The 13,680-nt window shown below is 38.0% G+C and carries 11 protein-coding genes; 6 read left to right on the top strand and 5 right to left on the bottom strand.

Translation table 11 applies throughout. The features are described from left to right. Positions 1–6: 6 nt before the first annotated feature. Complete coding sequence (locus F890_RS00485; RefSeq protein WP_005265443.1) at positions 7–1,230, top strand: GGDEF domain-containing protein; 1,224 nt, start codon at positions 7–9, stop codon at positions 1,228–1,230. Between the two features lie 8 nt (positions 1,231–1,238). Here the strand turns inward: F890_RS00485 and F890_RS00480 are convergent, their stop codons facing one another. Then, positions 1,239–2,171 carry a restriction endonuclease gene (locus F890_RS00480; protein WP_004280964.1) on the bottom strand — a complete coding sequence of 311 codons (933 nt, stop codon included), beginning with the start codon at positions 2,169–2,171 and terminating at the stop codon, positions 1,239–1,241. Positions 2,172–2,330: 159 nt separating this feature from the next. Continuing rightward, on the bottom strand, positions 2,331–3,899 hold the full coding sequence (gene guaA / locus F890_RS00475) for a glutamine-hydrolyzing GMP synthase (RefSeq protein WP_005265442.1): 1,569 nt from the start codon (positions 3,897–3,899) through the stop codon (positions 2,331–2,333). Between the two features lie 344 nt (positions 3,900–4,243). Between guaA and F890_RS00470 the strand changes: the two genes are divergently transcribed. Next, positions 4,244–4,882: a DedA family protein gene (locus tag F890_RS00470; protein WP_004644839.1), complete on the top strand. Its 639-nt coding sequence runs from the start codon at positions 4,244–4,246 to the stop codon at positions 4,880–4,882. Positions 4,883–4,920: 38 nt separating this feature from the next. Here F890_RS00470 and F890_RS00465 read toward each other — a convergent pair whose 3' ends face one another. The 3 genes from F890_RS00465 to F890_RS00455 all read right to left on the bottom strand — a co-directional run bounded on the left by F890_RS00465 (position 4,921) and on the right by F890_RS00455 (position 6,952). Then, positions 4,921–5,514: a hypothetical protein gene (locus tag F890_RS00465; RefSeq protein ID WP_004732653.1), complete on the bottom strand. Its 594-nt coding sequence runs from the start codon at positions 5,512–5,514 to the stop codon at positions 4,921–4,923. Positions 5,515–5,712: 198 nt separating this feature from the next. Continuing rightward, on the bottom strand, positions 5,713–6,105 hold the full coding sequence (locus F890_RS00460) for a hypothetical protein (protein ID WP_005105109.1): 393 nt from the start codon (positions 6,103–6,105) through the stop codon (positions 5,713–5,715). 13 nt (positions 6,106–6,118) lie between these two features. Beyond that, positions 6,119–6,952: a ParA family protein gene (locus F890_RS00455; protein ID WP_034618746.1), complete on the bottom strand. Its 834-nt coding sequence runs from the start codon at positions 6,950–6,952 to the stop codon at positions 6,119–6,121. 167 nt (positions 6,953–7,119) lie between these two features. Here F890_RS00455 and F890_RS00450 point away from each other — a divergent pair, with 167 nt between their 5' ends. From F890_RS00450 to F890_RS00435, 4 genes are read left to right on the top strand one after another with little or no spacing between them, the layout of a single operon-like run. Next, positions 7,120–9,459: a hypothetical protein gene (locus F890_RS00450; RefSeq protein WP_005265440.1), complete on the top strand. Its 2,340-nt coding sequence runs from the start codon at positions 7,120–7,122 to the stop codon at positions 9,457–9,459. Then, complete coding sequence (locus tag F890_RS00445; RefSeq protein WP_005265439.1) at positions 9,456–11,750, top strand: hypothetical protein; 2,295 nt, start codon at positions 9,456–9,458, stop codon at positions 11,748–11,750. The genes F890_RS00450 and F890_RS00445 overlap by 4 nt, the downstream gene beginning before the upstream one ends. Further along, on the top strand, positions 11,744–12,271 hold the full coding sequence (locus F890_RS00440) for a hypothetical protein (RefSeq protein WP_005265438.1): 528 nt from the start codon (positions 11,744–11,746) through the stop codon (positions 12,269–12,271). Before F890_RS00445 ends, F890_RS00440 begins: the two co-directional genes overlap by 7 nt. Beyond that, positions 12,268–13,671: a tyrosine-type recombinase/integrase gene (locus F890_RS00435; RefSeq protein ID WP_005265436.1), complete on the top strand. Its 1,404-nt coding sequence runs from the start codon at positions 12,268–12,270 to the stop codon at positions 13,669–13,671. Before F890_RS00440 ends, F890_RS00435 begins: the two co-directional genes overlap by 4 nt. Positions 13,672–13,680 lie beyond the last annotated feature (9 nt).

The following is a 13,680-nucleotide window of genomic DNA, read 5'->3' as shown; positions in this document are numbered from 1 at the left end:
GGCTGCATGCCGCATGATAACGAAAAAGAATCACGTACCCTGATTCAGGAGGCTCTTCAAGATCCGCTTGTTCGTATTCCTGCACCTCTAAAACCGGCCTACTATGCTCATCAGAAAAAACTCACTTTAAAATACTTATTACAGGTCAATTTATTCGCACAGCTGGCATATGCCTCTTATACCCTCGCCGATATTCTGGTGCTGCATGATATTCTCAAGTTACTCATTTTGACCAAAATCAGCTATACCATCCTGATCGTACTGATCACGATCTGGATGTATCACTCTTACCGCAATCTGCCTGTCTTTGATCTGCTCTTGCCTACCTCGATTATTGGTGCAAGTGCCATCTGGTTTTTTAATCTGAATCAGTCTGAAAGTGCTTATACCCTCATTTATCAATATGCCTCCTTAGTCTTTATTGTACTGGCCAATTTATGTGTGCAGATCCGGTTCTGGCCGTCTTTGATTACTTCAAGTCTGATTACCCTGATGATTTACATCGGTGTATATTTCAATACTCGGTCTGACCTGTACCAGATGTTTTTATTTTCCCTGATTTATCTGCCAGTATTGACCTTCAGTCTATATATTAGCTGGAGCTCGACCTTAAAATCACGCATGGTATTTTTGCAGCATACCCTGAATGAATATAATCGGCAGGCCTTTGAAAATATGGCTCATACCGACTCACTCACTGGCCTGAATAACCGTCGCTGTTTTGAATATCTCGCGCAACAACTGGTACAACAGAATTTTGATCAACCGGTGCCTATGAGTTTACTGGTCTTTGATGTCGATCATTTTAAGCAGATTAATGATCGTTATGGTCATGATATCGGAGATCAGGTCTTACAGACGATTGCCCTAAATACACACAGCGAAATGCGGCAGCATGATATTTTGGCACGCTATGGAGGCGAGGAATTTATTGCATTTTTACCCGAAACTTCTCTGGATGAAGCGCTAAAAGTTGCCGAGCGTTTAAGGCATAAAATTGAAAATATTGTGATCGATCTAGACAGCCAACATCGTTTCAGTTTTAGTATTTCGATTGGTGCTGCCATTCTGGAAAGCTGTGAAACGGATTTGATGACCCTAATTAAGCAAACCGATATTGCCTTATATCAGGCTAAAGCCAATGGACGGAATCGGGTTGAAGCTTATGATCCAGATCTGGAGCAAAGTTTAGCTGGGGAGCTGCAAAACTGGCAGGTTAAACCAGCTTAAATTACCCGTTAAAAATTATCTTCATCAAAACGATCTTGGTCGATTTTATAGATATGAAAACTACGTTCTATTTGTACACCTAAACCAAATTCAATCATTAAAGACGTCAGCTTATCGCCATCAATTAAAACAATACCGGATTTTCTTGCCGACTCAATGGCCTCTTTACTGAAACTTGACGTAGTAATGAATACACCCTTCTTAGCAACTTGATCGGCCAAAGCACCTTTAAACTGTTGAATGTCGGGACGACCAACAGTATCTTTCCAACGTTTCGCTTGGATGTAAATTTTATCTAGCCCTAATCGATCTTCACTAATTACACCATCAATTCCACCATCGTTGGTTTTACCAATCGCTTGAGCTGCATCTTGATGTGAACCGCCGTAGCCCATTGCCACCAGAAGATCGACAACCAGTCTTTCAAAAAATGAAGGAGATTTATCTTTTACCATCTGAAGCAAATCACTTTTCAAATCAGATTTTAATAATTCCGTTGTGTTCTGGATTGTTTCTTCTGGAGTCTGAGTTTCTTGGTAACTATTTAGGCTTTCAATAACTTGTAGATTCCCGATCCCAAACTCATCTTTATTTTTCTTTCCTAATTTAAAATCTGAAAATCCGTTGAACTGTGCTAAATATTCATTTGTTATAGCATCTAAACTTTTTAAATCAACCTGTCTACCCAAGCTACTAATCTCACAATATGCTCTCTTCGGTTGTTGAACTAAGCCCGCCTTAACTAAGTAGGTCTTTGCCCATGCCACTCTATCTTTAAATATATTTTTCCCGCTCGGAAGAATTTTATTTAAATCCTCTTCGTGTAAATTGGAACGTTCAGCTAGGATATTCGCAGCATCCGAAATTTTTATTGGCTCATTTAATTCTGATAATAATTTCATTAAAGGCAGCATTAATTGATCATAAGTAGGTAAAGGCATTTTTTAGCTTTTAAAGGTTTATTTTTATTCAGTATAAATCAAAAAAAGAGCGCCGAAGCGCTCTTTTTTATTAGGTTATATCTGATAAACCAGATACTGCCACGCGCATAGCGCTTGGCGTAATTTAGGCGGACAGCAGTGCTGTCCGAAACCCCTAAATTACTCCCATTCAATTGTTGCTGGTGGTTTAGACGATACGTCATACACAACACGAGAAACTTCAGCAATTTCATTCATGATACGGGTCGAGATCTTATCGACTAAATCATAAGGAATATGCGCGAAACGAGCCGTCATAAAGTCCACGGTTTCTACCGCACGCAGTGCAATCACCCATGCATAACGACGGCCATCACCGACTACACCCACCGATTTTACTGGCTGGAATACTGCAAATGCTTGAGCAGTCTTGTCATACCAGCCGCTGGCACGCAGTTCCTGCATGAAAATGTCATCCGCAAGACGTAAAATGTCTGCATATTCTTTTTTCACTTCACCCAGGATACGCACACCAAGACCTGGGCCCGGGAATGGATGACGGTAGATCATGCTGTGTGGCAAGCCTAAAGTCGTACCCAATTTACGTACTTCATCTTTAAATAAGTCACGTAATGGTTCAACCAGTTCAAACGCTAGATCTGCTGGTAAACCACCCACATTATGGTGTGATTTAATCACATGTGCCTTGCCCTGCTTGCTTGCAGCAGATTCAATTACGTCTGGATAAATCGTACCTTGTGCAAGGAATTTTACGCCATCTAATTTACGTGCTTCTTCAGCGAAGACAGCAATAAATTCACGGCCAATAATTTTACGTTTTGCTTCAGGATCAACTTCACCCGCAAGCGCAGTCAAGAAACGCTCTTCAGCAGCAGCACGAATAACACGGATACCCATGTTGTCAGCAAACATTTGCATCACTTGATCGCCTTCGTTCAAACGAAGCAAACCGTTGTCTACAAATACACAGGTCAGCTGATCACCGATCGCTTTATGCAACAGCGCTGCCACTACAGATGAATCCACACCACCAGAAAGACCCAGTAATACTTTTTCATCACCAATCTGTTGGCGAAGCTGTTCTACACGTAGATCAATAATGTGTTCTGGCGTCCACAGACCGCGACAACCACAAATTTGATGAACGAAGTTCGACAGTAATTCTGCGCCTTTAGACGTATGTGTCACTTCAGGATGGAACTGAATACCATAGAAACGGCGAGTTTCGTCAGAAACCATAGCAATTGGACAGCTAGGCGTTTGTGCAGTGATCTGGAAGCCTTCTGGAATACGGGCAACCTTGTCACCATGGCTCATCCAGACATGCAGCTGGTTTTCACGGTCCTGTAAATTACCGATCAGCTTGTCACGTACGACAATATCTACTTCTGCATAGCCAAACTCATGCACAGTACCTGGCTCAACTTTACCGCCAAGCTGTTCGCACATGGTTTGCAGGCCATAACAAATACCCAATACCGGCACACCCAGCTCAAATACCACTTGCGGCGCACGCGGGCTGCCCTCAAGGTGAACACTCTCAGGTCCACCAGACAAGATGATACCGTTTGGATTAAATGCACGAATGTCTTCTTCAGACATATCATAGGCATACATTTCAGAATATACACCAGCTTCACGGACACGACGTGCGATGAGCTGACTATATTGAGAACCGAAATCCAGAATCAGGATACGATCTTCAGTAATTTGAGTATTGGTAGTCATGACGAACAACTATGAAAGGCAAACGAAAGATAAGCGCCGTATTCTAACATTTTTCAGCGCATTAAGCACACAATTCGCATTAGGTATACATTTAGTTGATTGCATTATATTTCTAGCACAACAAAGCGTCCCTTCGGATGCCTTGTTTGGTCTGTCATTTTTATATTTTTAAGCTCAAGATTTAATCCAACTAAGCATGTTTTTATAAAAATCTGAAGATAATATGTAAGAGAAATTTTTGCTCAATTGAAGATGGATGGAGCGTTAATTATTTTACTTTCTGGTACTGACTTTCATGCCCCGGGCTGTTAGGATTTGACCACACTTTTGCTTGTACTGGGCTCATGGAACTGATTGATTTTATCTTGCATGTTGATGATCACTTGCTTGAATTTATCACCAATTACGGGATCTGGATTTATGCCATTCTTTTCCTAATTATCTTTGTAGAAACAGGTCTGGTGGTGATGCCGTTCCTGCCCGGTGACAGCTTGCTATTTGCAGCAGGTGCACTGGCAGCCTCTACTGGTGCGATGGATCCTTGGGTGCTGATTCCGCTCTTGTTTGTTGCGGCAGTATTGGGCGATACCCTGAATTATCATATTGGCAAATATATTGGACCTCGGGTTTTCGAGATTGAATCGCGCTTCATCAATAAAAAACACTTATTGGCGACCCAGCAATTCTTTGCCAGACATGGTGGTAAAACCATTATTTTTGCGCGTTTTGTTCCTTTTGCCCGTACTTTCGCACCCTTTGTCGCCGGTGCTGGCAGCATGAATTACAAATATTTCCTGACCTATAATGTAGTAGGTGCATTTGCCTGGATTAGCTCATTTGTCATTTTGGGCTATATGTTTGGCAATATGCCGATCGTCAAAGACAACTTCACCTATCTAATTTTTGGCATCATTATTTTAAGTGTATTGCCAGGTGTGATTGGCTTTATTCAACAAAAGCTCAAAAAAAGTAAAACAGCTTAAGAACTTTTTACATTAAGATTCTTTTACAGCCTGTGCGTTTAATCCCAGAGCTTGATCAAGAGTGGGATGAGACAAAGCAGGACAAATAGAGCCGCGCCTTTATAAATGAGGCCGGCTTTTATTTTTTCAGATGGACTGGTCAATATGGCCTGACCAAAGACCATCCAGAATATCCCGACCGGAACGGTACTCAAGCTAAAGGCAGCAAAAACCAGAACGAAGTTGGTCGGGCTTTGCCAGGTTTCCATCGGTAAAATTCCAGAGGCCAACAATGCTGCTTTAGGATTTTTTAGGGTAGTTGTAAACATTTGCCAGGGGCGAATCTGCGGATGGTTCTTGCTGTAGCGTTCTAACTGCTGGGCCTTATATAAATGCAAGGTCATCCAGCCCACACAGATGGTACTCAGCACATAGACCAAGCCTTTAAAATTTGGCCAGATCGGTGACGCCAGATGAATCACCAAGGCCCATACATTAATGGCATAAAAATAGCCGAGCAAAATGGCAGGAAGATAGAGACTGGTTTTGGCCTGCCCCTGCTGATGAGCAGAACTAGCCACCAAGGCATTGGCGGGCCCTGGAACCATCAGTACAGCAATGAGTCCTAAAACAAATAACCAATTTTCAATCATCGCAATGAACTTTTCCGGGCCAAGGTTGTAGCTTAATCAATATGAGAGTGTGATAACAAGCTTATAAATTTCAGATTTATATACAGTCTGGTCAATTTCCCGTGAGTTTTATCTTAATGTAAACCGCCCTATTCTTGGTGAAAGCAATAAAAAAATGCCGACCCGAAGTCAGCATTCATCCGTTTAATGTTGAATGATTTATTTAGGCGTCGCCTGCCGAACGATGATCGGACAGTTCTTATAACGCGCGGCCTGTACAATCGCTTCCTGCTCGCCTAAAAGCCGTGCCAGTTCGGTTCTTTTGGTATCGGATGACTGTCCCATATTGACTGAAACACTCGGGCCAATACCCCAGCCACCGCGACTGCCCCAGCCACCGCCAAGACCAACGCCCACACCGACGCCTGTACGTTTCGGTGGCTCAACGCCATTGTCGATATACTGCTGAATACGGTTATATTCACCCTGTAGTTGCGAACAACCCAAAGTCTGATACAGGGTTGGCGACACATAAGTCGGTTTTACCGGCGTTGCACAGGCACTCAGTAATGCAAGTGCAGCAATACTCAGGCTTATTTTCACAAGTTTCATAGCTAACTCGATCTTAATTCTGCTCTATCTCATTGAACAACGATTGATAGGCCTGAGTCAATTTATGATCAGTAGCCAAATGAATCAAAGGCTGATTTTTCTGATGAGATTCTTTCATCAAGATCGACGGTGGCAACATACTGTCGAGGACCGGCAACCCTTCATCTTTGAGCTGTTGTACCACTTCACGCGGTAACTTAGCCTGTGCCTGAAACTGGTTGACGACAATACCTTCAATTTCCAGCCCTTCATTATGGTCATCCTGAGTTTCAATCACATTTTCAATCAGGGTCTGCAGGGCGCGTTTAGAAAACACGTCACAGTCGAAGGGAATCAGCACACGGTTCGCCGCAATGAGAGCAGAGAGGGTAAAGAAATTGAATGCAGGCGGTGTATCAATAAACACCCGATCATAATATCCTGACAGTTGTTGTAAGGCATCTCGTAACTTGTAGATCTTGTGCTTGGACTCCAGTGCATAGGCCAATGCACCCAGTGTCGGGCTAGCCGGAATGACATCGAGATGTTTAAAAGAAGATTGATGCACATAGCTTTCCAGACCTTTGCTACGACTTTTTAAAATCGAGCCAATCGCATTACCAAGCAAGCCCTTGCTTTGCTGATTACCGAGTACATCTTCAAAATAGTTTTCGATATTCGGTTCGAGTGCCGGCTTGTTACTAGAATACGTCGCATCATCACCCAGCACATACTGGCTAGAGTTGGCCTGCGGATCCAGGTCAATCAATAAGGTTTTTAAACCCTGATGTGCACTGATCGCTGCCAGATTGACAGTAATACTCGACTTGCCTACCCCACCCTTTTTTTTCGTGCGTTGAGCTATAATGTCAATATAAGCTAACTCATTACTTTAAAAATAATAGTTATATATTTTACATCAATTTATTTATTGACACATGTCAATTCAAAAGTTTTTTTGTTGAGGAGAGCACTTTGGACAGCAGATTTTTGAAAGGATACCCCAGACTAGGTACAATTCTGAACGAGAAATTCATGATCAAGCTGCACAATTCATTACCGGCAGTATCACAAAATAAAACGCCCCATATGAATAGCTATGCAGTTTTCATTGATATAACAGGCATGGGTAGTAATCGCCCATACACAGGTATTGATATTCTAAATAGCGAAAAGCTAGCTTATGAGCAATTAAAGCTTTTTTCTGGATTTGTATATACCGAGTATTCAGATCTCCCTCAACATAGCCAACACCACATTATATGGTTACATGTGAGGGCTATCACTAAGTTTATCAGTACTAATGGAATCAAATTAAATACAGATAACTTACTAACATCTGATCGAGATCAAATTAGTAAATATATTGAGGCTTACAAATCACACGCAATAGACTTAGATCGAAAGGAGTACTACAACGGGTGGACTGTAATCTCTCAAGATGGTATCAGTAGGCGATATCAGCTACAGAAAATATATGATACTTATGGTAAAGAATTCGCTTTAGAAATACATAGTTATATAGAGAGATATGCTCTAAAAAAAATAGACTCAACTCTACGTTCATCATTAGATCAAATTATAATGTTGTTTAACGAGTTTATATTAGTTGTTGATAATATTGAGGAGCTAAAATATCACCTTAATCATGGCAATTCATATTATTTCATGCTCAATATTTACCATCGTTTTTTTGCTAGACGAATAGCAAATGGTGGTGAAGCTCATGCAGCTATCAAAGATTGGTCGAGAATGATAGCGCAATATATGAGTTGCTTTATTGAGGAAGGAGTATTTGAAGAACCACTATACCCATTTGTTATTCCCAAGTTTAAAAAACCCAAAGAGGATAATAAGACACTTCCATCGGGGGGCTCATTCACAAAGGAAGAACAAGAGCAATTTTATGGTGGTATTCCTCTCTATATTAAAGACGAAGAAGTTATTACTAAATTACAAGTACGGTTAGAGAATGAATTCAATCACATAAAACAAGCCCTTGATAAATATGTTGACTCATATATCTTTAATTACAAAAAGGTAGAATCTTTTAAGGGTAAAATCAAAGTACGACCGCCAGGTGTTCGTATGACTGAAAACGACAGTATTAATAGCGGATTAGGGTATCTAGCAAACACCCTAGCAACACTAAAACATTACGGAATCAATCAATGCTTCAATTCAGTAGTTGACATAAATGGTAATGTTTTAGACAAAAGAAAGTTTTCTGATTACATACTAGGCATATCAAATAAAGCGAAAGTATTTCGTGAATTATGCCGTGTAAATAAAAATTTTATTGTTGCCGTATATGCACTGCTTATTTTAGAACACCCTTCTATAACCCCTAGTTGGTTAGAAACATGGGAGTTATATGACAAAAATGAAGACATGATAGGTTTTAAGCAAGTTGGCAAACATTGGATAATTTCATCTTTTAAAAAACGTAAAGGAGCAACCCAGGCACAGCAAGATGTAGTACTAACACAGCGTTCAAAATATCTTGTTGAGACACTAATTGAAATGACCTCTTTTGAGCGCAATTGCTTGAAAGCTATGGGTGATAATAACTGGCGTTATATGCATTTATACGCATCTATTAACACTGTTAATGTCACGAAAAAACTATCTGGAATTATACTTAGTAATACTGAGACCCTTGGATTTTCAGATCTTAAAAGAGCATTCTCAAAGGTTCAATATAATGAGAATGGACAACCATACCTCAGTGAAGATGAAATAAATGCGTTGATGTCTGTCTTTAGCTTGAGAAATATCAGGAAAAAGAAGGGAATATACACATATCTTGAAACTCGTTCGATTCAAGAGGTGAGTAAAAAGCTTGGTCATAAGCAAGTTAATATTGAAGTGATAGAGGCATACTTACCACAAGCATTATTAAATTTCTTTAATAATCGTTGGGTTCGAATTTTTCAAAATGCATTAATGTTTGAAGCTATGAAAAACTCTGATTTACTCAATGAAGCGCTCGATTTTGATATAAAATATCTTGAACAATTTCTTGAAAATCATAAGATGCGTGACTTTCCTGCGCACATGATGGACATTGAAAATACCAAAACTAAAGAGGAAGAAGAACAGGTTAAGCAAAAGCTAGATGCTCTAGTTTTCATGATTAGTCCATCTCTTCTGCAAATGCTAATTGCTATACGTACTGTTGTGGAAGAATACAATGACACCATACCTGACAATGTTAAGTATTGGTACATGACAGCCGTTTTCGTATTGTCTCAGTACGAATGCAAAGATAAGTCGAAACGCATTGTTAATGTTGATTCTACTATTGATTTTTATAAAAAAGCATTAAAACAACCGCTTGATATTGAAAAAGTAAGACAAGGAATTTTTGCATGAGTACAGCATTCAACCAAAATTTAAAACTCGTTTACTCAAGCCTAGAAAATCCACTAATTAATATACAAACTGATGAGCTAAAAAAAATATTAAAACAAGCGATTGCTGTAAATGACCTTCAAACTATGGCTAATATGACAAATTTATATACACAGTCGTTTATTAGTATTGAATATAAACCTATATGGTTAAAGTCTGCTTTTGAAAATGATAACTGGGAAATTGAATTTCCTAAAAGCAAAAACTTTCCTCAAAGCTCATCAACAGTTGTTCCATGGAATAAAATACAATTAGATGATGGAACTTTCTTAATTGAGCCACAACATAGCAAGTTGTTAAATACTTTTAAACGTTGGGTACTTAATATTGATAATCCAGCACTCAATGCTGGAAGGCTATCTAACTTAGCAACATCTAGAAATAACTTGTATCGTGTTCTGAGGCTTATTGAGTGCATTATATTTAACGCTAGAGCAATCAATCTAAGTAAAATGCATCTATCCCTTATCAGTACAGAATTTCTTCTTGATATTTTAGTATCAATGTCAACAGTTGATACATATGGAGCTCCGATATACTTACGATTTGAAGAGCATACTCGCAATGAACTTATCAAGGCATCATCTGCGTATGAAGCTACAGAAAATAAAAAATGTCTTTTGAATATATTTAACTTTACTACCGATGAATACAATAAGGCTAATAACTTTATTATTGAGAAATTTGTCACTAAGAGTAATGTTTTCGATTATAGTAAATTCAAAAAGTTTATTTTCAATAGTAATAAAAAAATTTTACCAATTAAATCAAATAGCTTCATTAAATTTATGGTGCATAGAGATTATCACCCCATAGATCGATTCTTTGGACTTTATCATCCATCACAAAGCACACTTAAAATTTCAAATATTAAGAATGATGACGAAGTCGGTGCTTTAAACTTGATGAAATTAATAAAATCACTAAAGCAGTTATCATTCTCTGCAAATCAAGAACGAATGCAGCTAGATCATACTGCATTCAGTAAATTAAATTTTAACACTGTTGCAAGATTGGTTGACATTGCGGAAAGTGGACGCTTTAAAACACTGCCAGTGATGCCTATGCTCGACTTAATGCGTGATACATTTGAATTTTCATTTAAAAATATTGATGAAATTCTTGAATCTGTAGTTGATGTATTCGAATTTCAAGTAGGAAAAAAAAATATAACACTTCCTCTTAACAGATATTCACGTAAAAATTTTACTAATCTTGTGAATCGCCTATATCCTGAAAGATTAGTTTGTGGAGCATACATAGGATCTAATATTAATATTGATATCAAGAAAGCCTCTCTTCATAGCAATACATTAATTAATAGATATAATATATTAATAACAAGTATTCAATTTTTATTTTCTGTATTTTCCGCAAAAAGATCGAATGAAATCAATAGTTTAAATCCACAATCAAACCTAGTCCCAGATATAAACCCAGATGATACAGATTATAATACTCATTTTTCTATTCAAAGCATTGTAATGAAAACAGGGGTTGGTGGTGATAATGGAACCAAAGCAATTACACAAAGACCTATAATTCGCTCTATAGCTAGATTAATGTGGAAAGTTGAATCATTTAATAAGAAAATTATACAACTCGGTATTGATTTACCGCGTTTATTCAATTTATTAGGAGGCGCAGAAAAAAATTTAAAATTTACTGATTTAATAACGACTTCCCCTTATACATATATTTGTGACTATTTTGAAACGCCTTTTATAAATGAAAATGGTATACCGAAAAAATTATATTTTTCAAATCACCAATTGCGACGATTTTTTGCAATGATGTTTTTCTGGACAAATGGTTATGATGGTCTTGACGCAATACGGTGGATGCTTGGACATAGTTCGTCCGAGCATCTATACCATTACATCACAGAGTCAAATAATGGTGCTGTATTAAATGGTATTAAAGCAGCACACTTAGTTAGTGAAGTACAAAATGGGCAGCTTGAAACCATTGATGTATTGCGTAAAGCAATTAGCAAATACTATGACGTTGAACAAGCCAATATCGAGCTAGAACGTATCTCAGATGCTATTCGTGATTATATTGATGATGAAGATTTTGAAACTAAGCCATCACATATTAGTGCTGCTGATCTTAACGCTATTGAAAACACTATCTACAAGTTACTACACGATGATGTTATCCGCCTGGAACCTGAGTTTTTTACAATTGAACGAGGAGGTATTACTGTACAAGATTACCGAATGATCTTAGAAGTTAGAGAAATATGCTAGTGAAAATTCTACAGAAAAACCAAGATAAGGTAACTAATACAAAGATATTACTTATCAAGATTATCAATGAGCCAGAAAAATATAATTTACCTGAAATCCAAAGTGCATTATGCAGTCAACGCAAATTGGCTGCATTTTCTAGTGAAAAATGTGCTATTACACCTTGTACGCTCAATACTTTGAAAAGTGCTGCAGAATACTGCTTGCCACGTGGTTTTATTGAACTGGATGAATTACGTCAAAACGCAAAGGCAGCACTTGAGAAAGAGATAGTTAAAGATTCAGACCCTAATCACAATACAAAAGCATATTTCAAAGAACGCTTAAAAAATGCCGAAATAGAGCTAGATATGAGCAAGCGTACTATCATGGGTTTAACTACTATTATTGGTGAAATGTCCTTGGAATTAGCGAGAATGGCTAACTCAGGCAACATGACAAATGAAAAGCGTCAAGCTCTCTATCAAGATCTTAATAATAAATTACAGCACAAATTGTCATTTACCTTAGGAAGTAAATGATGCCTGTTGCAATAATCAAAGATTATATTGGTTTCAGCTATTATTCAAATATTGAAAAAAAGCTCAACTTAACAAAGCCACAAACAATCCCATATGTAACATATGACAATGGTATACCATGTTTTGAAACAAACCATTACTTACTATCAAAGTTAGAAGAAGGTAAGTCTACACGTGTTGGAGGTGGCACATTACGCACGTATGCGAACCAAATTATTCATCTAATTAACTTTTGCTATAATAATAATATAATCTTCACTCAATTAACTGATTCGTATTTTTCTCTTTTTATTAAAGGTTTAATAGTACAGCGTGATAGCTTGGGCAACCTAAAACGCACTGGAAAACAAGTGCGACAAATAGGTACTCAGTGCATACATTTCCTAATGTATATTCAGGATTTTTATCATTTAGACCATTTTATTGGTCAAGATAAAGGCTGCACGATTAGAATTAAAATTAAAAAGACAAGTCAAAAGACTGAGGGTAATAAACTATTCAACGTCGAAAGCCCAACTCATAACTCCTTTCCTAGTGATACACCTCTGAAACGCAGACATCCTGTGTCGGAAGAGTCAGCAATGAAGGTCTGGGAGTATATCAACGACCAACCTAATCGAGAAAAACGTATTCGTGATGTTGCTCTCTATTCATTTTTGGAAACTACAGGTGCACGTAACTCTGAAGTTCACATGGCTACGGTGAAAGATATTGATAATGCTTTAATGCAAGGTGACGCACCATTATTGAGAGTCACAACATTAAAACGTAACAATCATGAACGCTTTATCCCGGTACCGCAAGCATTTTTAAGCACTATTATTCAATACATTCGCAAGATTAGACGTAAGATTATCAAAAGAACTATTGGGGTAGCTAACGATCACGGTTACCTTTTTGTGAACCTAAATAATGGTGAGCCTTTATCAGCAGAATCAACACGTAGACGAATGAATGAATGGAAAATAGCATGTGGAATCAAAGAGAGTTTCCATCCCCATTTGTTCCGTCATGCATTCATCACCAACACCTTAAAAAGAATCATTTTGCAGCACAACAATATCAATAATGCAGATGATTTTCGTAAGCACCTACTACATACTGAAAAGTTTAAGTTAGAGCTACAGCAATGGTCAGGTCACACTCATACCAGTTCATTAAATACATACATTGATCTAGTATTTGCTGATATTAACGGCTATCAAGAAGTATATGATAGAGCATCGTTAGTTAATGTTACTGAAGATATATTGGTTAGAGCTAACACATTGGCGAGCCAACTCAAGGGTAAACTAATTGATATTAATGAAGCCACAAGTGACTTTATTGAGCTTGTTGAAGCGTTTCAAAATGATGTCAAAAATGCTGCATCAAGAGTAGAAAAAGGGGAAATTGACTAATAATATGCT

This window comes from Acinetobacter sp. CIP 64.7 (genome assembly GCF_000369745.1).
GTDB classification, from domain to species: Bacteria; Pseudomonadota; Gammaproteobacteria; order Pseudomonadales; family Moraxellaceae; genus Acinetobacter; species Acinetobacter fasciculus.
Note: the sequence above shows the minus strand (reverse complement) of the source record. Positions and strands in the feature narration are given on the sequence as shown.

Coding starts and splice junctions, on each gene's coding strand:
- F890_RS00450 (WP_005265440.1), top strand. CDS start 7,120: ATGATCAAGCTGCACAATTCATTACCGGCAGTATCACAAAATAAAACG.
- F890_RS00465 (WP_004732653.1), bottom strand. CDS start 5,514: ATGATTGAAAATTGGTTATTTGTTTTAGGACTCATTGCTGTACTGATG.
- guaA (WP_005265442.1), bottom strand. CDS start 3,899: ATGACTACCAATACTCAAATTACTGAAGATCGTATCCTGATTCTGGAT.
- F890_RS00435 (WP_005265436.1), top strand. CDS start 12,268: ATGATGCCTGTTGCAATAATCAAAGATTATATTGGTTTCAGCTATTAT.
- F890_RS00470 (WP_004644839.1), top strand. CDS start 4,244: ATGGAACTGATTGATTTTATCTTGCATGTTGATGATCACTTGCTTGAA.
- F890_RS00440 (WP_005265438.1), top strand. CDS start 11,744: ATGCTAGTGAAAATTCTACAGAAAAACCAAGATAAGGTAACTAATACA.
- F890_RS00460 (WP_005105109.1), bottom strand. CDS start 6,105: ATGAAACTTGTGAAAATAAGCCTGAGTATTGCTGCACTTGCATTACTG.
- F890_RS00445 (WP_005265439.1), top strand. CDS start 9,456: ATGAGTACAGCATTCAACCAAAATTTAAAACTCGTTTACTCAAGCCTA.
- F890_RS00485 (WP_005265443.1), top strand. CDS start 7: ATGCCGCATGATAACGAAAAAGAATCACGTACCCTGATTCAGGAGGCT.
- F890_RS00480 (WP_004280964.1), bottom strand. CDS start 2,171: ATGCCTTTACCTACTTATGATCAATTAATGCTGCCTTTAATGAAATTA.